This window comes from Pseudomonas sp. HMSC057H01 (genome assembly GCF_001836405.1).
In the GTDB taxonomy this organism is placed as follows: Bacteria; Pseudomonadota; Gammaproteobacteria; order Pseudomonadales; family Pseudomonadaceae; genus Pseudomonas; species Pseudomonas aeruginosa.
Genome location: NZ_KV828379.1, coordinates 51313 through 71978 on the forward strand (window position 1 = coordinate 51313; position 20666 = coordinate 71978).

Below are 20666 nucleotides of genomic sequence, written 5' to 3' on the forward strand. Positions count from 1 at the left end.
AACCGGACATGCCCGACATTTCCCTTTCGATCCCCCGCCGCCGGCTCCCGCGCCTGCGCCCGCTGGCCGCGGCAGTGCTCGGCGCGGTGCTGCTGCACGGCCAGGCGTGGGCGGCGCAGCCGGTGGAGAAACCGCAGCCGGTCCCGGCGCAGGCCGGCAACGAGCCGGGCCTGACCCAGGGCCTGAAGGAAACCGGCAACTACACGGTGACCACCGCGCCGGCCGAACCGTTGCACCTGGACCCGCCGAAACTGCCCGACCTCTCCGGCTACACCGCCGCCGCGGTGGAAGCCAAGATCGTGCGCAAGCCGGGTGGCCGCGCCAGCGTGCAGCGGATGGTCCAGCAGCAGCCGCTGAAGGAGTTCACCGGTGGCAGCAACCGCCTCTCCGAATGGGTCAAGCGCCAGCGCCAGATGCCCCAGGCGATCTTCATCGAAGGCGGCTACGTGAACCTCGCCCAGCTCGCCGGCAAGCTTCCCGCCAGCGCGCTGGAACAGGTCGAGCCGGGGGTGTTCGTCGCCCGCCTGCCGATCGTGGTCAGCCAGGGCGCGACCCTCGACATCGACAAGCAGGTCAAGGAACTGCGCCTGTCCCAGGAGCGCGGCGCGTTCCTGGTCAACGACGGCATGCTGTTCGTCCGCGACAGCAAGGTCACCGGCTGGAGCGAATCGAAGAAGGAGCCGGCCTGGTTCAAGACGCCCAACGAGTTCCGTCCGTTCCTGATCTCCTGGGGCGGCGCCGAGGTGTACCTGAGCAACAGCACCTTCACCAGCTTCGGCTACAACGCCTCCAAGGCCTACGGCATCTCCATCTCGCAGTACAGCCCGGGCATGGACAAGCAGATGAAGCGCCCGCGCCCCAAGGGCTGGGTGATCGACTCGACCATCGTCGACAGCTGGTACGGCTTCTATTGCTACGAGGCCGACGACCTGGTGGTGAAGGGCAACACCTACCGCGACAACATCGTCTACGGCATCGACCCGCACGACCGTTCGCACCGCCTGATCATCGCCGACAACACCGTCCACGGGACCAGGAAGAAGCACGGCATCATCGTCTCGCGGGAAGTCAACGACAGCTTCATCTTCAACAACCGCAGCTACGAGAACAAGCTTTCCGGGATCGTCCTCGACCGTAACAGCGAGGGCAACCTGGTGGCCTACAACGAGGTCTACCGCAACCATTCCGACGGCATCACCCTCTACGAGAGCGGCGACAACCTGCTCTGGGGCAACCAGGTCCTGGCCAACCGCCGCCACGGCATCCGCGTGCGCAACAGCGTGAACATCCGCCTCTACGAAAACCTCGCGGCGGGCAACCAGCTGATCGGCGTGTACGGCCACATCAAGGACCTCACCAACACCGACCGCAACATCGCCCTCGACCCGTTCGACACCAAGGTCTCGCTGATCGTGGTCGGCGGCAAGCTCGCCGGCAACGGCTCCGGCCCGCTCTCGGTGGATTCGCCGCTGAGCCTCGAACTGTACCGGGTGGCGATGCTCGCCCCGACCAAATCCTCCGGCATCAGCCTGCCCGGCGTTCTCGGCGAGAAGCAGGACCAGATCCTCGACCTGCTGGTGCGCCAGGACAAGGCGGTGCTGATCGATCCCGTGGAAAGCCAGGCCGAACTCCAGGACTGAGGACCCAGACGCATGAAAACCCGCACTTCCCGACTGTTCCGCCTGAGCGCCCTGGCCGCCGGCCTCTGCCTGGCCCAGGCAGCCCTCGCCGCCGACCCCGGCGCGGCGCCGAGCTACCAGGCGCTGCCGGCCGGCAACCTGTGCCCGGCCGCCGCCGACGACTCGCGCTACAACACCAAGTACCTGGGCTTCTTCACCCACCTGGTGCAGGCCCAGGATGACTGGCTGTTCCGCACCACCTACGACCTGCGTACCGACTTCGGCACCAGCGCCGAAGGCTGGCGCGAACTCCGCGCACTGCGCGACGAACTCAAGCGCAAGGGCATCGAGCTGGTGGTGGTCTACCAGCCAACCCGCGGCCTGGTGAACCGCGAGAAGCTCAGCCCGGCGGAAAAGGCCGGCTTCGACTACGAGCTGGCGAAGAAGAACTACCTGGCGACCATCGCCCGCTTCCGCCAGGCCGGCATCTGGACCCCGGACTTCTCGCCGCTGTTCGACGAGAAGGAGGAGCACGCCTACTACTTCAAGGGCGACCACCACTGGACTCCCCATGGCGCCCGGCGCAGCGCGAAGATCGTGGCCGAGACGCTGAAGCAGGTGCCCGGCTTCGAGGAGATCCCCAAGAAGCAGTTCGAAAGCAAGCGCGTCGGCCTGCTGTCCAAGCTCGGCACCTTCCACAAGGCCGCCGCGCAACTCTGCGGCAACAGCTACGCCACCCAGTACGTCGACCGCTTCGAGACCGAGCCGGTGGGCGCCAGCGACAGCGGCGACCTGTTCGGCGACGGCGGCAACCCGCAGATTGCCCTGGTCGGCACCTCCAACAGCGGCCCGGCCTACAACTTCGCCGGCTTCCTGGAGGAGTTCAGCGGCGCCGACATCCTCAACAACGCGGTGTCCGGCGGCGGCTTCGACAGTTCGCTGCTGGCGTACATGACCAGCGAGGAATTCCACAAGAACCCGCCGAAGATCCTCATCTGGGAATTCGCCACCCACTACGACATGGCGCAGAAGAGCTTCTACCGCCAGGCCATGCCGCTGGTGGACAACGGCTGCTCCGGCCGGAAGACCGTGCTCAGCCGCAAGGTCAAGCTGCGCCAGGGCCGCAACGAGGTGCTGCTGAACAGCGCCGCGCTACCGATCCGCAGCGGCAGCTACGTCGCCGACGTGACCTACAGCGACCCTTCGGTACACGAGTTGAAGAACACCATCTGGTACATGAACGGCCGCCGCGAGCAGTTGAAGATCGAGCAGTCGAAAGCCGTCGATACCGGCGGCCGCTACGTCTTCCAGCTACGCAACGACAGCGACTGGGCCGACCAGCAGTTCCTTTCCCTGGAAATCGAAGCGCCGGAGGACATGCCCCAGGGCCTGGAGGTCCAGGCCAGCATCTGCCAGGCGGCGCCCGCCAAGGCCAGCCAGTCGGTGGCCGGGAGGTAAACGATGAAAACGTCCCACCTGATCCGTATCGCCCTGCCCGGCGCCCTCGCCGCGGCATTGCTCGCCAGCCAGGTCAGCCAGGCCGCCGACCTGGTACCCCCGCCCGGCTACTACGCGGCGGTCGGCGAGCGCAAGGGCAGCGCCGGCAGTTGCCCCGCGGTGCCGCCGCCGTATACCGGCAGCCTGGTCTTCACCAGCAAGTACGAAGGCTCCGATTCGGCGCGGGCGACCCTCAACGTCAAGGCGGAGAAGACCTTCCGCTCGCAGATCAAGGACATCACCGACATGGAGCGCGGCGCCACCAAGCTGGTCACCCAGTACATGCGCAGCGGCCGCGACGGCGACCTGGCCTGCGCACTGAACTGGATGAGCGCCTGGGCCCGCGCCGGCGCCCTGCAGAGCGACGACTTCAACCACACCGGCAAGTCCATGCGCAAATGGGCGCTGGGCAGCCTCTCCGGCGCCTACATGCGCCTGAAGTTCTCCAGCTCGCGGCCGCTCGCGGCCCACGCCGAGCAGAGCCGGGAAATCGAGGACTGGTTCGCCCGGCTCGGCACCCAGGTAGTCCGCGACTGGAGCGGCCTGCCGCTGAAGAAGATCAACAACCATTCCTACTGGGCGGCCTGGTCGGTGATGTCCACCGCGGTGGTGACCAACCGCCGCGACCTCTTCGACTGGGCGGTGAGCGAGTTCAAGGTCGCCGCCAACCAGGTCGACGAGCAGGGCTTCCTGCCCAACGAACTCAAGCGCCGCCAGCGCGCCCTCGCCTACCACAACTATGCGCTGCCGCCGCTGGCGATGATCGCCGCGTTCGCCCAGGTCAACGGCGTCGACCTGCGCCAGGAGAACCACGGCGCCCTGCAGCGCCTGGCCGAGCGGGTGATGAAGGGAGTCGACGACGAGGAAACCTTCGAGGAGAAGACCGGCGAGGACCAGGACATGACCGACCTCAAGGTCGACAACAAGTACGCCTGGCTGGAGCCCTACTGCGCCCTCTACCGCTGCGAGCCGAAGATGCTCGAGGCGAAGAAGGACCGCGAGCCGTTCAACAGTTTCCGCCTCGGCGGCGAAGTGACGCGGGTGTTCAGCCGCGAAGGGGGAAGTTGAGGGCGTGGCGGGAAGCGGGCGCACAGGCCGGGGGCCACGCGCCCCTCTACCCCGCTCGCCGACCAGGCGTCCCACCAGGCGCCACACCCCGACCCATGCGCGACAGACGCGGGCGGGCGCAACACCTTAGGCAACACCACGGGGAGGAAAACGGCGGGTCGTCCCGCCTTTCCTCGAGCGCTCCAGGGCGCGGAAAGGCAGGGCCGACCTGAATGGTTGACGCTCTAGAGAGAGAGACGGCATGGTCTTTTCTTCAAACGTGTTCCTGTTCCTGTTCCTGCCGGTCTTTCTCGGCCTGTACTACCTGAGCGGCGAACGTTACCGGAACCTGCTGCTGCTGATCGCCAGCTACGTGTTCTACGCCTGGTGGCGGGTGGACTTCCTCCTGCTGTTCGCCGGGGTCACCGTCTTCAACTACTGGATCGGCCTGCGCATCGGCGCCGCCGGCGTACGCACCAGGGCCGCGCAACGCTGGCTGATCCTCGGCGTGGTGGTCGACCTCTGCGTGCTCGGCTACTTCAAGTACGCCAACTTCGGCGTCGACAGCCTCAACGAGATCATCACCTCGTTCGGCATGCAGCCGTTCGTGCTGACCCACATCCTGCTGCCGATCGGCATCTCCTTCTACACCTTCGAGTCGATCAGCTACATCATCGACGTCTACCGCGGCGATACCCCGGCGACCCACAACCTGATCGACTTCGCCGCCTTCGTCGCGATCTTCCCGCACCTGATCGCCGGCCCGGTGCTGCGCTTCAAGGACCTGGTCGACCAGTTCAACCACCGCACCCACACCGTCGACAAGTTCGCCGAAGGCTGTACCCGCTTCATGCAGGGCTTCGTCAAGAAGGTGTTCATCGCCGACACCCTGGCCGCCCTCGCCGACCACTGCTTCGCCCTGCAGAACCCGACCACCGGCGACGCCTGGCTCGGCGCCCTGGCCTACACCGCGCAGCTCTACTTCGACTTCTCCGGCTACAGCGACATGGCCATCGGCCTCGGCCTGATGATGGGCTTCCGCTTCATGGAGAACTTCAACCAGCCCTACATCAGCCAGTCGATCACCGAGTTCTGGCGGCGCTGGCACATCAGCCTGTCGACCTGGCTGCGCGACTACCTCTACATCAGCCTGGGCGGCAACCGCGGCAGCACCTTCCAGACCTACCGCAACCTGTTCCTGACCATGCTCCTCGGCGGCCTGTGGCACGGCGCCAACTTCACCTACATCATCTGGGGCGCCTGGCACGGCATGTGGCTGGCGATCGAGCGGGCCCTCGGAGTGAACGCCGCGCCGCGCGTGCTCAACCCGTTGAAGTGGGCGTTCACCTTCCTCCTGGTGGTGATCGGCTGGGTGATCTTCCGCGCCGAGAACCTGCAGGTCGCCTGGCGCATGTACGAAGCCATGTTCAGCTTCGGCACCTGGCAGCTCTCCGAACTGAACCGCGCCAGCCTCACCGGCCTGCAGGTCGGCACCCTGGTCCTGGCCTACCTGGTGCTGACGTTCTTCGGCCTGCGCCAGTTCTACAACCAGCCATTGCAGACCAAGGCGCCCAAAGCCGCGGCGAACAGCGACGAAGTGGCCGCCGACGGCCCGGCCAGTGCCCAGCCGCGCGCCCCGCGCGAGGCCGCCGGCGACCCGGCGGCGATCGCCTACTCGCCGAGCGGCGCGCTGGTCTACCAGCCGAGCTGGCTCAGCCAGTTGCCCGTCCTGGCCACCCGCCTGGCGCTGCTCCTGCTGTTCGCCGCCTCGGTGCTGAAGCTCTCCGCGCAGAGCTACTCGCCATTCCTCTACTTCCAGTTCTGAGCGAGGCCCACGCCATGACACAGAGCATTTCCCGCCCCCTGCAATACGCCTATATCGCCGCCTTCGGCGGGCTGCTGCTGGGGCTCGCCGGATGGTCGCTGAAGAGCGTGCCGGGCTTCTCTGCCGCGGCCGATACGCCACTGCTCAACGGCAAGCTGGCGCACGCCTTCGAAGCCCACTACGACAAGGAATTCCCGATCAAGCGCCTGGGCACCAACCTCTGGGCCGCACTCGACTACACGCTGTTCCACGAAGGCCGCCCCGGCGTGGTGATCGGCAAGGACGGCTGGCTGTTCACCGACGAAGAGTTCAAGCCGGCACCGAGCGGCCAGCAACTGGAAGACAACTGGGCACTGGTGCGCGGCGTGCAGCGCGAGCTGAACCGGCGCGGCGTCAAGCTGGTGCTCGCGGTGATCCCGGCCAAGGCCCGCCTGTATCCCGAGCACATCGGCCGCGAGCAGCCGGCCGCGCTGCACGACAGCCTCTACCAGGACTTCCTGGCCCGCGCCCGCGCCGCCGGCATCGACAGTCCCGACCTGCTCGGCAGCCTGCGCCAGGCCAAGGACAACGGCGCGGTGTTCCTGCGCACCGACACCCACTGGTCGCCGCTCGGCGCGGAAACCGTGGCCCAGCGCCTCGGCGCGGAGATCCGCGAGACGCACCTGCTGGATGTGCCGGCGCAGAACTTCGTCACCCGCGTCGGCGAAGAACGCACGCACAAGGGCGACCTGCTCAGCTTCCTGCCGCTGGACCCGCTGTTCGACGAACTGCTGCCGCGTCCGGAGCAGTTGCAGCAACGCACCACCGAAGCCGCGCCGGCACTGCCGGGCGGCCAGCAGTCCGGCGCGGGCGACGACCTCTTCGGCGATAGCCAGCAACCGCGCCTGGCGCTGGTCGGCACCAGCTACAGCGCCAACCCCAGGTGGAACTTCGAGGGCGCGCTGAAACAGGCGCTGTCCGCCGACCTGATCAATTACGCGAAGGAAGGCAAGGGCCCCCTCGAACCGATGCTGGAACTGCTGCAGGACGAAGGCTTCCGCAAGGACCCGCCGCAACTGCTGGTCTGGGAGTTTCCCGAGCGCTACCTGCCGATGGCCAGCGACCTCAGCCAGTTCGACGCCGACTGGGTCGCCCAGCTGAAGGCCAGCGGCGGCCGCGATGAGCGCCTGGCCGCCAGCCGCAACGATTGAACGAACACAGCCAAGGCTGTTTACCCACGGGGCCGAGCGCCCCGCTGAAGAAGAAGCAACGGAGGAATACCCATGAACCCGATGACCCGCCGCCACACCTGGACCCGCCTGGCCTGCGCACTTTCCCTCGGCGTCGCCGCATTCGCCGCGCAGGCCGACGAGGGCGCCCTGTACGGGCCCCAGGCACCCAAGGGCTCGGCCTTCGTCCGCGCCTACAACGCCGGCAACAGCGAACTCGACGTGTCGGTCGGCAGCACCAGCCTGAACGACGTCGCGCCGCTCGGTTCCAGCGACTTCAAGTTCCTCCCCCCCGGCAGCTACACCGCCCAGGTCGGCCAGCAGAGCCTGCAGGTCAAGCTCGACCCGGACAGCTACTACACCCTGGTCAGCCAGCCCGGCGGCAAGCCGCAGCTGGTGGCCGAGCCGCCGTTCAAGAACAAGCAGAAGGCGCTGGTACGGGTGCAGAACCTCAGCGGCTCGAAGCTGACCCTGAAGACCGCCGACGGCAAGACCGACGTGGTCAAGGACGTCGGCCCGCAAAGCCACGGCGACCGCGAGATCAACCCGGTGAAGGTGAACCTGGCGCTGTTCGACGGCAGCAAGAAGGTCAGCGACCTGAAGCCAGTCACCCTGGCCCGCGGCGAGGTGGTCTGCCTGTACGTCACCGGCAGCGGCGGCAAGCTCGCGCCGGTCTGGGTCAAGCGCCCGGTGAAGGCGGACTGAGACCGACCGGGAGAGGCTCGCCCCTCCCGGCATTCCACACAACAAGACCGGCCCGACACCGGCGCACCAACCGTCAGCGCTCCCGCAGAAGGAGCGCACTGGAGAGGTCACCCGGGGCTCCGTGGAGCCCGGTAACGAGATATCCCGCCGCGCGGCGGGATCCCTAGACAGACGCATCGCTTCAAGGAGAAACAACATGATCCCAGTAATCCTTTCCGGTGGCAGCGGCTCGCGACTCTGGCCTCTTTCCCGCAAGCAGTACCCCAAGCAGTTCCTCGCCCTCACCGGCGACGACACCCTGTTCCAGCAGACCATCAAGCGCCTGGCCTTCGACGGCATGCAGGCGCCGCTGCTGGTGTGCAACAAGGAGCACCGCTTCATCGTCCAGGAACAGCTGGAGGCGCAGAACCTGGCGAGCCAGGCGATCCTGCTCGAACCCTTCGGCCGCAACACGGCGCCGGCGGTGGCCATCGCCGCGATGAAACTGGTCGCCGAAGGCCGCGACGAACTGCTGCTGATCCTTCCCGCCGACCACGTGATCGAGGACCAGCGCGCCTTCCAGCAGGCCCTGGCGCTGGCCACCAACGCCGCCGAAAAGGGCGAGATGGTGCTCTTCGGCATTCCCGCCAGCCGCCCCGAGACCGGTTACGGCTACATCCGCGCGAGCGCCGATGCGCAACTGCCGGAAGGCGTCAGCCGGGTGCAGAGCTTCGTCGAGAAACCCGACGAAGCCCGCGCCCGCGAGTTCGTCGCCGCCGGCGGCTACTACTGGAACAGCGGCATGTTCCTGTTCCGCGCCAGCCGCTACCTGGAAGAACTGAAGAAGCACGACGCCGACATCTACGACACCTGCCTGCTGGCCCTGGAGCGCAGCCAGCACGACGGCGACCTGGTGAACATCGACGCCGCCACCTTCGAATGCTGCCCGGACAACTCCATCGACTACGCGGTGATGGAGAAGACCTCGCGCGCCTGCGTGGTGCCGCTGTCCGCCGGCTGGAACGACGTCGGCAGCTGGTCGTCGATCTGGGACGTGCACGCCAAGGACGCCAACGGCAACGTCACCAAGGGCGACGTGCTGGTCCACGACAGCCACAACTGCCTGGTGCACGGCAACGGCAAGCTGGTCTCGGTGATCGGCCTGGAGGACATCGTGGTGGTGGAAACCAAGGACGCCATGATGATCGCCCACAAGGACCGGGTGCAGGACGTCAAGCACGTGGTCAAGGACCTCGACGCCCAGGGCCGTAGCGAGACCCAGAACCACTGCGAGGTCTACCGCCCGTGGGGCTCCTACGACTCGGTGGACATGGGCGGCCGCTTCCAGGTCAAGCACATCACCGTGAAGCCCGGCGCGCGCCTCTCGCTGCAGATGCACCACCACCGCGCCGAGCACTGGATCGTGGTTTCCGGGACCGCCCAGGTGACCTGCGACGACAAGACCTTCCTGCTCACCGAGAACCAGTCGACCTACATCCCGATCGCCTCCGTGCACCGCCTGGCCAACCCCGGCAAGATCCCGCTGGAGATCATCGAGGTGCAGTCCGGCAGCTACCTCGGCGAGGACGACATCGAGCGCCTGGAAGACGTCTACGGGCGCACCGCAGAACCGGCCCTGCAAGTGGTCGCCGGCAGCCGCTGAAGCGTCGACCCGGCCCCCTGGCGGAGCGATCCGCCAGGGGGTTGTTTTTTTCCGACAACCTACGGGATTGACTTTCCCTGGCCCTCCCCATGTTTCCATGAAGTTTCCGGAATATTCACGGGGAGCGGACATCAAGTATTAATGAACCCTTAAAGAAACAGGACTCGGGTTATTAATAAAGGCCACTCAGAAAACACCCGAGATCCATTCCAACCAACCCTGCAAGCCCCTGAAAACGCGGCTTCCGGCTTTATCCTCCAGTTTCTTCGAGTTCGTTCAGTCTTCATTCAGCCGTTGTTAAGCGAGTCTTAACAAACGTTCAGGCAGCATTCAGCGACATATAAATAACCTCTTCGTACCGCCCTCCCAGTACCGAGGCTTCATTACATGTCACTGGACTTTCTGCCATTCTCCCGGCCAAGCATCGGCGAGGACGAAATCGCCGCCGTGGAGCAGGTCCTGCGTTCCGGCTGGATCACCACCGGGCCGAAGAACCAGGAGCTTGAACAGCGCTTCGCCGAACGCCTCGGCTGCCGCCACGCGGTGGCGCTATCCTCGGCCACCGGCGCCCTGCACGTCACCCTGCTGGCGCTGGGCATCGGCCCCGGCGACGAAGTGATCACGCCGTCGCTGACCTGGGTCTCCACCGCCAACGTCATCACCCTGCTCGGCGCCACCCCGGTGTTCGTCGACGTCGACCGCGACACCCTGATGTGTTCGGCGCAGGCAGTGGAAGCCGCCATCGGCCCGCGCACCCGCGCCATCGTGCCGGTGCACTACGCCGGCTCCACCCTGGATCTCGAAGGCCTGCGCACGGTCGCCGGGCGCCACGGCATCGCCCTGGTCGAGGACGCCGCCCACGCGGTCGGCAGCGAATACCGCGGGCGCCCGGTAGGCTCCCGCGGCACGGCGATCTTTTCCTTCCACGCGATCAAGAACCTGACCTGCGCCGAAGGCGCGATGTTCGTCAGCGACGACAGCGCCCTCGCCGAACGGGTCCGCCGCCTCAAGTTCCACGGCCTCGGGGTCGATGCCTACGACCGCCTGAGCCATGGACGCAAGCCGCAGGCGGAAGTGATCGAGCCCGGTTTCAAATACAACCTGGCCGACCTCAACGCCGCCCTCGCGCTGGTCCAGCTCAAGCGCCTGGACGCGCTCAACGCGCGCCGCCAGGCCCTCGCCGAACGCTACCTGGAGCGCCTCGCCGGCCTGCCGCTGGCGCCGCTCGGCCTGCCCGCGCACAAGCAGCGCCACGCCTGGCACCTGTTCATCCTGCGCATCGACGCCGAGGCCTGCGGCCTGGGCCGCGACGCCTTCATGGAAGCCCTGAAGGCGCGCGGCATCGGTAGCGGCATCCATTTCATCGCCAGTCACCTGCACCACTACTACCGCCAGCGCCAGCCGCGCCTGAGCCTGCCCAACAGCGAGTGGAACTCGGCCCGCCTGTGCTCCATCCCGCTGTTCCCCGACATGCGCGACGACGACATCGAGCGCGTCGCCCGCGCCATCGAGGACATCCTGGAGAAACGTCGATGAAGCCCTATCCGATCGACCTGGTCTCGGTGGTGATCCCGGTCTACAACGAGGAAGCCAGCCTGCCCGAACTGCTGCGCCGCACCGAGGCCGCCTGCCTGGAGCTGGGCCGCGCCTTCGAGATCGTGCTGGTCGACGACGGCAGCCGCGACCGCTCCGCGGAACTCTTGCAGGCCGCCGCCGAACGCGACGGCAGCGCCGTGGTGGCGGTGATCCTCAACCGCAACTACGGCCAGCACGCGGCGATCCTCGCCGGCTTCGAACAGTCCCGTGGAGACCTGGTGATCACCCTCGATGCCGACCTGCAGAACCCGCCGGAGGAAATCCCGCGCCTGGTGGAGCGCGCCGCGCAGGGCTACGACGTGGTCGGCAGCATCCGCGCCGAGCGCCAGGACTCGGCCTGGCGGCGCTGGCCTTCGCGCCTGGTGAACCTGGCGGTGCAGCGCTCCACCGGGGTCGCCATGCACGACTACGGCTGCATGCTGCGCGCCTACCGGCGCAGCATCGTCGAAGCGATGCTGGCCTGCCGCGAACGCAGTACCTTCATCCCGATCCTGGCCAACGGCTTCGCCCGGCATACCTGCGAGATCCGCGTCGCCCACGCCGAGCGCGCCCACGGCGAATCGAAATACAGCGCGATGCGCCTGCTCAACCTGATGTTCGACCTGGTCACCTGCATGACCACCACGCCGCTGCGCCTGCTCAGCCTGGTCGGCGGCGGCATGGCCCTGGCCGGCTTCCTCTTCGCCCTGTTCCTCCTCGTGCTGCGCCTGGCCTTCGGCGCCGCCTGGGCCGGCAACGGCCTGTTCGTGCTGTTCGCCGTGCTGTTCATGTTCAGCGGCGTGCAGTTGCTCGGCATGGGCCTGCTCGGCGAGTACCTCGGGCGCATGTACAGCGACGTGCGCGCGCGGCCGCGCTTCTTCATCGAGCGCGTGGTCCGCGCCACGCCCTCCGCGCTTCCCTCGGCCCTACAGCGGGTCGGTTTCACCTCTTCATCCAGCGAGCCTTCCACGCCATGACCTCGAAAGCCGTCGTCTTCGCCTACCACGACATCGGTTGCACCGGTATCGAAGCCCTGCTCAATGCCGGCTACGAGATCGCCGCCGTCTTCACCCATGCCGACGACCCACGGGAAAACACCTTCTACGCCTCGGTCGCACGCCTCTGTGCCGAGCGCGGCATTCCGCTGCACGCGCCCGAGGACGTGAACCATCCGCTGTGGCTGGAGCGCATCCGCCAACTGCGCCCGGACTTCCTGTTCTCCTTCTACTACCGCCGCCTGCTCGGCGCCGAGCTGCTCGCCTGCGCCGCACGCGGCGCCTACAACCTGCACGGTTCGCTGCTGCCGCGCTACCGCGGACGCGCCCCGGCGAACTGGGTGCTGGTCAACGGCGAAACGCAGACCGGGGTGACCCTGCATCGCATGATCGAGCGCGCCGACGCCGGGCCGATCCTCGCCCAGCAGGCCGTCGCCATCGACCCCGAGGACACCGCCCTGAGCCTGCACGGCAAGCTGCGCAAGGCCGCCGGCGCCCTGCTGCGCGACAGCCTGCCGCTGCTCGCCCTCGGCGTGCTGCCGGAAGTCGAGCAGGACGAGAGCCAGGCCAGCCACTTCGGCCGGCGCACCCCGGCGGACGGCCTGCTCGACTGGCACAGGCCGGCACGGCAGTTGTACGACCTGGTGCGCGCGGTGACCCAGCCCTACCCTGGCGCCTTCTGCCAGGTCGGCGAACAGAAGCTGATCGTCTGGAGCGCCGAGGTGGTCGCCGGCAACCACGGTCGCGAGCCGGGCAGCGTACTGTCCTGCGACCCGCTGCGGATCGCCTGCGGCGAGGACTCGCTGGTGCTGCGCTTCGGCCAGCGCGGCGAGCGCGGCCTGTACCTGGCCGGCACGCAACTGGCCACCGAGCTGGGCCTGGTCGAGGGCGCGCGCCTGCGTGGCGCGGCGTCCGGCCCGCAGCGCCGCACGCGGGTGCTGATCCTCGGGGTCAACGGCTTCATCGGCAACCACCTGTCCGAACGCCTGCTGCGCGACGGGCGCTACGAGGTCCACGGCATGGACATCGGCTCCGACGCCATCGAACGGCTCAAGGCCGACCCGCATTTCCACTTCGTCGAAGGCGACATCGGCATCCATTCGGAGTGGCTCGAATACCATGTGAAGAAATGCGACGTGGTCCTGCCGCTGGTGGCCATCGCCACGCCCATCGAGTACACGCGCAACCCGCTGCGGGTGTTCGAACTGGACTTCGAGGAAAACCTGCGGATCGTCCGCTACTGCGTGAAATACGGCAAACGCGTGGTGTTCCCTTCCACCTCCGAGGTCTACGGCATGTGCCAGGACCCGGACTTCGACGAAGACCGCTCGAATCTGGTGGTCGGGCCGATCAACAAGCAGCGCTGGATCTACTCGGTGTCCAAGCAGTTGCTCGACCGGGTGATCTGGGCCTACGGCCAGCAGGGCCTGCGCTTCACCCTGTTCCGTCCGTTCAACTGGATGGGCCCGCGCCTGGACCGCCTGGATTCGGCGCGGATCGGCAGCTCGCGGGCGATCACCCAGCTCATCCTGCACCTGGTCGAAGGCACGCCGATCCGCCTGGTCGACGGCGGCGCGCAGAAGCGCTGCTTCACCGACGTCGACGACGGCATCGAGGCCCTCGCGCGGATCATCGACAACCGCGACGGCCGCTGCGACGGGCAGATCGTCAACATCGGCAACCCGGACAACGAGGCGAGCATCCGCCAGCTCGGCGAGGAACTGCTGCGCCAGTTCGAGGCCCACCCGCTGCGCGCGCAGTTCCCGCCCTTCGCCGGCTTCCGCGAGGTGGAGAGCCGCAGCTTCTACGGCGACGGCTACCAGGACGTGGCCCACCGCAAGCCGAGCATCGACAACGCCCGGCGCCTGCTCGACTGGCAGCCCACCATCGAACTGCGCGAGACCATCGGCAAGACCCTCGACTTCTTCCTCCACGAAGCGCTCCGCGAGCGCGAGGCACAGGCGTGATCCAGGCCGGCCTGCGCATCGACGTCGACACCTTCCGCGGCACCCGCGACGGGGTGCCGCGGCTGCTCGACCTGCTCGACGAAGCCGGGCTGAAGGCGACCTTCTTCTTCAGCGTCGGCCCGGACAACATGGGCCGCCACCTCTGGCGCCTGGCGCGCCCGGCGTTCTTCTGGAAGATGCTCCGCTCGCGCGCCGCCAGCCTGTATGGCTGGGACATCCTGCTGGCCGGCACCGCCTGGCCGGGCAAGCCGATCGGCCGCGAACTCGGCCCGCTGATGCGGCGGACCCAGGCCGCCGGCCACGAGGTCGGCCTGCACGCCTGGGACCACCATGCCTGGCAGACCCACGTCGGCGTCTGGAGCGCGCAGCAGCTCGGCGAGCAGATCCGCCGCGGCAGCGATTGCCTGGCGGACATCCTCGGCCAGCCGGTGCGTTGTTCCGCCGCCGCCGGCTGGCGCGCCGATGGCCGGGTGGTCGAGGCCAAGCAGCCCTTCGGCTTCCGCTACAACAGCGACTGCCGCGGACGCGGCGCGTTCCGCCCGCGCCTGGCCGACGGCAGCCCCGGCATCCCGCAGGTGCCGGTGAACCTGCCGACCTTCGACGAGGTGGTCGGTCCCGGCCTGCCGCGCGAGGCCTACAACGACTTCATCCTGGAACGCTTCGCCGCTGGCCGCGACAACGTCTACACCATCCACGCCGAGGTCGAGGGGCTGCTCCTCGCCCCGGCGTTCCGCGAACTGCTGCGGCGCGCCGAACGGCGTGGCATCCGCTTCCGCCCGTTGGGCGAACTGCTGCCGGACGATCCGCGCAGCCTGCCGCTGGCCGAACTGGTGCGCGGCCGCCTGGCCGGCCGCGAGGGCTGGCTGGGAGTGCGCCAGCCATGAGCCGCCGCCAGACCTGGTCGCTGCTGCTGATCGCCTTCGGCCTGTTCTACCTGGTTCCATTGAGCAACCATGGCCTGTGGATTCCCGACGAGACCCGCTACGCGCAGATCAGCCAGGCGATGCTGCTGGGCGGCGACTGGGTGTCGCCGCACTTCCTCGGCCTGCGCTACTTCGAGAAGCCGGTCGCCGGCTACTGGATGATCGCCCTCGGCCAGGCGGTCTTCGGCGAAAACCTGTTCGGCGTGCGCATCGCCTCGGTCGTCGCCACCGCCCTCAGCGTCCTGCTCGCCTACCTGCTGGCCCGCCGCCTGTGGCGCGACCCGCGCACCAGCCTGGCGTGCGCGCTGCTCTACGCCAGCTTCGGCTTGATCGCCGGGCAGTCCGGCTATGCCAACCTCGACCCGCAATTCACCTTCTGGGTCAACCTGAGCCTGGTGGCGCTGTGGTACGCCCTCGACGCGGGGAGCCGCCGCGCGCGCCTGCTCGGCTGGATCCTGCTCGGCCTCGCCTGCGGCATGGGCTTCCTGACCAAGGGCTTCCTCGCCTGGCTGCTGCCGGTGCTGGTCGCCCTGCCCTACATGCTCTGGCAGCGGCGCTGGCGCGAGCTGCTTGGCTACGGCGCGCTGGCGGTGCTGGCGGCGCTGCTCGTCTGCCTGCCCTGGGCGCTCGCCGTGCATGCGCGGGAAGCGGACTACTGGCGGTTCTTCTTCTGGCACGAACACATCCGCCGCTTCGCCGGCGAAGACGCCCAGCACTCTCGCCCGTGGTGGTTCTACCTGCCGTTGCTGGTGGTCGCCTGCCTGCCCTGGAGCGGCCTGCTGCCGAGCGCTCTGCGCCAGGCCTGGCACGAGCGGCGCCAGGCGCCGGTGGTCTTCCTGGCGCTATGGCTGCTGTTGCCGCTGGCGTTCTTCAGCCTGAGCCGGGGCAAGCTGCCGACCTACATCATGCCCTGCCTGCTGCCGCTGGCACTGCTCATGGGCCACGCCCTGGTGCAGCGGCTGCGCCTGGGGAACAGCGTCGCGCTGCGCGGCAACGGGCTGCTCAACCTGGGCCTGGCGCTCCTCGCGCTGGCGGCCCTGGCCTACCTGCAACTGCGCAAGCCGGTGTACCAGGAAGAACCCTTCGAGCTGTTCCTGGTCCTGCTGGTGATCGGCGCCTGGGCCGCCGCCGGCCTCGCCCAGTGGCGCTACCCGCTACGCGCCTGGGCCGCGCCGCTGCTGGCGAGCTGGGTGCTGATCGCGCTGCTGCCGGCAGCGATGCCCAACCATGTGGTGCAGAACAAGACCCCCGACCTGTTCGTCGCCGAACACCTCGACGAACTGACCGGCGCCCGCCATCTGCTGAGCAACGACCTCGGCGCCGCCTCGGCCCTCGCCTGGCGCCTGCGTCGTAGCGACGTGACGCTCTACGACACGCGCGGCGAGCTGAAGTACGGCCTCTCCTACCCCGAGCACAGCCAGCGCAGCGTGCCCTTGGCAGACATCCGCCAGTGGCTCTGGCGGGCACGCCAGGACGGCTCGGTTGCCGTGCTGCTGCGGATCAACAGCGCCAGCGACCGCTACCAGCTGGCGCTGTTGCCGGGCGACGGCGAACGCTACCGGAACGGCAACCTGGTCCTGGCGATCCTGCCGCAGGTGCGCCCATGAGCGCCGCGCTGCTGCTCGCCACCCTGCTCATGACCGGCCTCGGCCAGGTTGCGCAGAAGCTCACCGTGGAGCACTGGCGCCTGGTCGCCGCCGACGGCTGGACGGCGCGCCTGCGCAGTCCGTGGCCGTGGCTGGCGCTGCTCGCCCTCGGGCTCGGCCTGCTCTGCTGGCTGCTGCTCCTGCAACGGGTGGAAGTCGGCAGCGCCTATCCGATGCTGGCGCTGAACTTCGTCCTGGTCACCCTGGCGGCACGCTTCGTCTTCGATGAGCCGGTGGATCGCCGCCACCTCGCCGGCCTGTTGCTGATCGTCGCCGGCGTGGTCCTGCTCGGGAGGAGCGCATGAACGCGCTACGCGGCTGGCTGGCGGCGCTGGGCAGCATGCTGCTGGCCAGCGCCGCCCAGCTCGGCATGCGCTGGGGCATGAGCCGCCTGCCGCTACCGGAAGCCTGGGCCGGGCAAACGCCGGAGCGCGCCGCGCTGCTCGCGGTAGCCCTGGCGGTGACGGCCTACGCCGCCTCCCTGCTGTGCTGGCTGGCCGCCCTGCGCCACTTGCCGCTGGGCCGCGCCTACAGCCTGTTGAGCGCCAGCTACGCGCTGGTCTACCTGCTGGCGGCGAGCCTGCCGGCGTTCGATGAAACCTTCAGTACCAGCAAGACCCTGGGCGTAGGCCTGGTGGTGCTCGGCGTGTTGACCGTCAACGCCCGCCGCACCGCTGCCGCGCCCGCGCATCATCCGTCGAGGAAAGCACCATGAAGATCAGCGTATTCGGCAGTGGCTATGTAGGACTGGTGCAGGCCGCCGTCCTCGCCGAAGTGGGCCACGATGTACTGTGCATGGACATCGACCGGAACAAGGTCGAACGCCTCGCGCAGGGCCTCGCCAGCATCTACGAACCCGGGCTCGACGCCTTGCTGCGCGAAGGCCTGGACAGCGGCCGCCTGCGTTTCAGCAGCGATGCGCGCCTCGCCGTGGAACACGGCCGGGTGCAGTTCATCGCGGTCGGTACCCCGCCTGGCGAGGACGGCGCGGCCGATCTCGGCGCGGTCTTCGCGGTGGCCGATGCCATCGCCGAGCATCGCCGCAAGCCCGTCATCGTGGTGGAGAAATCGACCGTCCCGGTAGGCACCGGCGACCGCCTGCGCGCGCACATCGAGCGGCGCCTGGAAGCCGACGGACGCGAGCTGGAATTCGAGATCGTCTCCAACCCGGAATTCCTCAAGGAAGGCTCCGCCGTCGCCGACTGCCGGCGCCCGGACCGCATCGTGGTCGGCTGCGACAACGAAGAGGTGCGCCAGGTGATGCGCGAACTCTACGAGCCGTTCAACCGCAACCACGACCGCATGCTGTTCATGGGCCTGCGCAGCGCCGAACTGACCAAGTACGCGGCGAACGGCATGCTGGCGACCAAGATCAGCTTCATCAACCAGATCGCCGAACTGGCCGAACACCTCGGCGCCGACATCGAGGCGGTGCGCCAGGGCATCGGCGCCGACCCGCGGATCGGCTACCACTTCATCTACCCCGGCTGCGGCTACGGCGGCTCCTGCTTCCCCAAGGACATGCGCGCGCTGATCCACAGCGCCGAGCAGGCGCATTGCTCCAGCGACCTGTTGCAGGCAGTGGAAGCGATCAACCGGCGGCAGAAGCACAAGCTGTTCGAACGCATCCGGGTGTTCTACGACGGCGACCTGCGCGGCAAGACCTTCGCCCTTTGGGGCCTGGCCTTCAAGCCGAACACCGACGACATGCGCGACGCGCCCAGCCGCGAACTGATGGAAGCGCTCTGGCGCCACGGCGCGCAGGTGCGCGCCTACGATCCCGAAGCCATGCAGGAAACCCAGCGGCTCTATGGCCACGACGAACGCCTGAGCCTGATGGGCACCCCCGAGGCGACCCTGGGAGGCGCCGATGCGCTGGTCATCTGCACCGAGTGGCAGCAATTCAAGGCACCGGATTTCGAGCTGCTCAAGGAGCGCCTGAAGGCCCCGGTGATCTTCGACGGGCGCAACCTCTACGACCCCGAGCGCATGGCCCGCCACGGCTTCCACTACTACCCGATGGGACGCGGGCAGTCCTGCTCGTTGCCGATCAACGAGGCCAGCCTCGCACAGGAAGATGGCGTGCGCCTGTTGCGCCAGGCCTGAGGCCGCCCCAGGTCGGATCGACCGCTGGGGCGAATAACCGCTGCGGTTATCCGCCGGTTCGCCGGAGTATCGGCGGATAACGCCTGCGGCGTTATTCGCCCTACCCCCTGCCACGTCGCTCAGGTGGCGTAGGGCGCATGACCGCCTCGCGGCTATCCGCCAGCCGCCGGCTCCCGCGAGGACGAGGTCCCCAACGCCAGTCCCGGCTCGGCGCCGCGCTTGAGCACGGCGTAGAGCAGCCCGGTAAGCAGGCTGCCGGCGACGATCGCCAGCAGGTACGCCAGGGCGTGGTTGATCGCGTTGGGCACCAGCATCACGAACAACCCGCCGTGAGGCGCCTGCAACTTGCAGCCGAAATACATCGACAGGGCGCCGGTCAGCGCGCCGCCGGCGATGCTCGCCGGGATCACCCGCAACGGGTCCTTGGCGGCGAACGGGATCGCGCCTTCGGAGATGAAGCACAGCCCCAGCACCGAGGCTGCCTTGCCGGCCTGCCGCTCGCTCTCGGCGAACTTGCGCCGCGCCAGCAGGGTCGCCAGGCCCATGCCGATCGGCGGCACCATGCCCGCCGCCATCACCGCCGCCATCGGCGCGTAGCTGTGCGACGAGAGCAGGCCGACGGAAAAGGCGTAGGCGGCCTTGTTGACCGGTCCGCCGAGGTCGACGCACATCATCCCGCCGAGCAGCAGGCCGAGGAGGATGGCATTGGAGGTACCCATGCCGTCGAGGAACCCGGTCAGTGCCGCGAGCATCCCGGCCACCGGCTTGCCGACCACGTAGAGCATCAGCAGGCCGGTGACCAGGCTGGCCAGCAACGGGATGACCAGGATCGGCTTCAGCGCTTCCAGGCTCGCCGGCAGCCTCAGCCCGTGGCTGATGGCCCGCGCCGCATAGCCGGCGATGAAGCCGGCGACTATCCCGCCGATGAACCCGGCGCCGAGGGTCCCGGCGAGCAGGCCGCCGAGCATGCCCGGCGCCAGGCCCGGGCGGTCGGCGATGGAATAGGCGATGTAGCCGGCGAGCATCGGCACCATCAGGACGAAAGCCGTGTCGCCGACCGTCCTCAGCACCGCCGCCAGGCTGCCCGGCTGCTTGTAGGCATCGATGCCGAAGGCCAGCGACAGGGCGATCAGCAGGCCGCCCGCGACCACCATCGGCAACATGAACGACACCCCGGTCAGCAGGTGCTTGTACACCCCGCGCTTCTCGTCCCTGGCGACCACCGCGCTGGCTGCGCCCGCGCTCTCGACCTGCCCTTCCGCCAGCGCCCGCTCGAGCGTCGCGCGGGCCTGCTTGAGGGCCACGCCGGTGCCGCAACGGTAGATCTTCTTGCCGGCGAAACGGGCCGTGTCCACGTCGATGTCGGCGGCCAGCAGGACCACGTCGGCGGCGGCGATGTCCGCCGGGTCGAGCGGGTTGCGCGCGCCGACCGAGCCCTGGGTCTCGACCTGCAACGCGAAGCCCAGTTGCCCCGCCGCGAGCTGCAACGCCTCGGCGGCCATGAAGGTATGCGCCACGCCGGTCGGACAGGCGGTCACCGCGACGATCCGCGGTGCCGCTCCGGCCTCCGGCGCAACCAGGCCGGCCTCGTCCCCGGCGACCTCCACACTCGCCAGGGCGGCGGCCCGCTGGAGGAAGGCGCGCGGATCGGCCAGCGCCTCGGCGGGACGCGCGCGATACACCGGCTTGCCGACGAAACGCGCCGCCGCCAGCGGCTCGACGCCGACCAGCAGGACCCAGTCGGCTTCGGCGATCTGTTCGGCGCTCAGTTCGCCCTCGGGCCTCGACCCGGCATTCGCCTCGACGCAGGTTTCCCAGCCCAGGCGCTCGGCGGCGCCCCGCAGCAGGCGCGCGGCGAGCACGCTGGTGACCTGTCCGCCAGGGCAGGCGGTGACGATCGCTAGTTTCATC

General features: G+C 68.4%; 16 protein-coding genes. 15 read left to right on the forward strand and 1 reads right to left on the reverse strand.

Annotation, left to right across the window (positions count from 1 at the left end; all coding sequences use genetic code 11):
* The first annotated feature begins 8 nt into the window (after positions 1-8).
* The 15 genes from algG to HMPREF2581_RS00765 all read left to right on the forward strand — a co-directional run bounded on the left by algG (position 9) and on the right by HMPREF2581_RS00765 (position 18755).
* Entirely contained in the window at positions 9-1640 is a 1632-nt protein-coding gene (gene algG / locus HMPREF2581_RS00695) for a mannuronan 5-epimerase AlgG (RefSeq protein ID WP_003138099.1), read from the forward strand.
* Positions 1641-1652: 12 nt separating this feature from the next.
* Positions 1653-3077, forward strand: coding sequence for an alginate biosynthesis protein AlgX (gene algX, locus HMPREF2581_RS00700; RefSeq protein WP_003092107.1), 1425 nt, complete (start codon positions 1653-1655; stop codon positions 3075-3077).
* Positions 3078-3080: 3 nt separating this feature from the next.
* The gene (algL, locus tag HMPREF2581_RS00705) at positions 3081-4184 is read left to right on the forward strand and encodes an alginate biosynthesis protein AlgL (RefSeq protein ID WP_003092108.1); all 1104 of its coding nucleotides are present in this window, start codon (positions 3081-3083) and stop codon (positions 4182-4184) included.
* A 241-nt stretch (positions 4185-4425) separates the two neighbouring features.
* Positions 4426-5988: an MBOAT family O-acyltransferase gene (locus HMPREF2581_RS00710; protein ID WP_003138085.1), complete on the forward strand. Its 1563-nt coding sequence runs from the start codon at positions 4426-4428 to the stop codon at positions 5986-5988.
* 14 nt (positions 5989-6002) lie between these two features.
* Positions 6003-7178 carry an alginate O-acetyltransferase gene (gene algJ / locus HMPREF2581_RS00715; RefSeq protein ID WP_003092111.1) on the forward strand — a complete coding sequence of 392 codons (1176 nt, stop codon included), beginning with the start codon at positions 6003-6005 and terminating at the stop codon, positions 7176-7178.
* 72 nt (positions 7179-7250) lie between these two features.
* Positions 7251-7901: an alginate O-acetyltransferase AlgF gene (gene algF / locus HMPREF2581_RS00720; protein WP_003138083.1), complete on the forward strand. Its 651-nt coding sequence runs from the start codon at positions 7251-7253 to the stop codon at positions 7899-7901.
* Positions 7902-8097: 196 nt separating this feature from the next.
* Positions 8098-9543, forward strand: coding sequence for a mannose-1-phosphate guanylyltransferase/mannose-6-phosphate isomerase (locus tag HMPREF2581_RS00725; RefSeq protein WP_003092113.1), 1446 nt, complete (start codon positions 8098-8100; stop codon positions 9541-9543).
* 387 nt (positions 9544-9930) lie between these two features.
* Positions 9931-11079, forward strand: a complete 1149-nt coding sequence (gene arnB, locus HMPREF2581_RS00730; RefSeq protein ID WP_003130049.1) for a UDP-4-amino-4-deoxy-L-arabinose aminotransferase — start codon at positions 9931-9933, stop codon at positions 11077-11079.
* A complete protein-coding gene (gene arnC, locus HMPREF2581_RS00735; protein ID WP_003092115.1) occupies positions 11076-12095 on the forward strand; it encodes an undecaprenyl-phosphate 4-deoxy-4-formamido-L-arabinose transferase in 1020 nt (339 codons plus the stop codon). The genes arnB and arnC overlap by 4 nt, the downstream gene beginning before the upstream one ends.
* Positions 12092-14080 carry a bifunctional UDP-4-amino-4-deoxy-L-arabinose formyltransferase/UDP-glucuronic acid oxidase ArnA gene (gene arnA, locus HMPREF2581_RS00740; RefSeq protein ID WP_003092116.1) on the forward strand — a complete coding sequence of 663 codons (1989 nt, stop codon included), beginning with the start codon at positions 12092-12094 and terminating at the stop codon, positions 14078-14080. The genes arnC and arnA overlap by 4 nt, the downstream gene beginning before the upstream one ends.
* Positions 14077-14964, forward strand: a complete 888-nt coding sequence (gene arnD / locus HMPREF2581_RS00745; protein ID WP_003138080.1) for a 4-deoxy-4-formamido-L-arabinose-phosphoundecaprenol deformylase — start codon at positions 14077-14079, stop codon at positions 14962-14964. The genes arnA and arnD overlap by 4 nt, the downstream gene beginning before the upstream one ends.
* Positions 14961-16610: a lipid IV(A) 4-amino-4-deoxy-L-arabinosyltransferase gene (gene arnT / locus HMPREF2581_RS00750; protein ID WP_003138078.1), complete on the forward strand. Its 1650-nt coding sequence runs from the start codon at positions 14961-14963 to the stop codon at positions 16608-16610. The genes arnD and arnT overlap by 4 nt, the downstream gene beginning before the upstream one ends.
* Positions 16607-16954, forward strand: coding sequence for an EamA family transporter (locus tag HMPREF2581_RS00755; protein ID WP_003138076.1), 348 nt, complete (start codon positions 16607-16609; stop codon positions 16952-16954). Before arnT ends, HMPREF2581_RS00755 begins: the two co-directional genes overlap by 4 nt.
* Positions 16951-17364 carry a 4-amino-4-deoxy-L-arabinose-phosphoundecaprenol flippase subunit ArnF gene (arnF, locus tag HMPREF2581_RS00760; RefSeq protein ID WP_003138074.1) on the forward strand — a complete coding sequence of 138 codons (414 nt, stop codon included), beginning with the start codon at positions 16951-16953 and terminating at the stop codon, positions 17362-17364. Before HMPREF2581_RS00755 ends, arnF begins: the two co-directional genes overlap by 4 nt.
* Entirely contained in the window at positions 17361-18755 is a 1395-nt protein-coding gene (locus HMPREF2581_RS00765; RefSeq protein WP_003117510.1) for a UDP-glucose 6-dehydrogenase, read from the forward strand. Before arnF ends, HMPREF2581_RS00765 begins: the two co-directional genes overlap by 4 nt.
* A gap of 152 nt (positions 18756-18907) precedes the next feature.
* On the opposite strand, the gene HMPREF2581_RS00770 is transcribed toward HMPREF2581_RS00765, so the two are convergent.
* Positions 18908-20665, reverse strand: a complete 1758-nt coding sequence (locus tag HMPREF2581_RS00770) for a PTS fructose-like transporter subunit IIB (protein ID WP_003107161.1) — start codon at positions 20663-20665, stop codon at positions 18908-18910.
* Position 20666 lies beyond the last annotated feature (1 nt).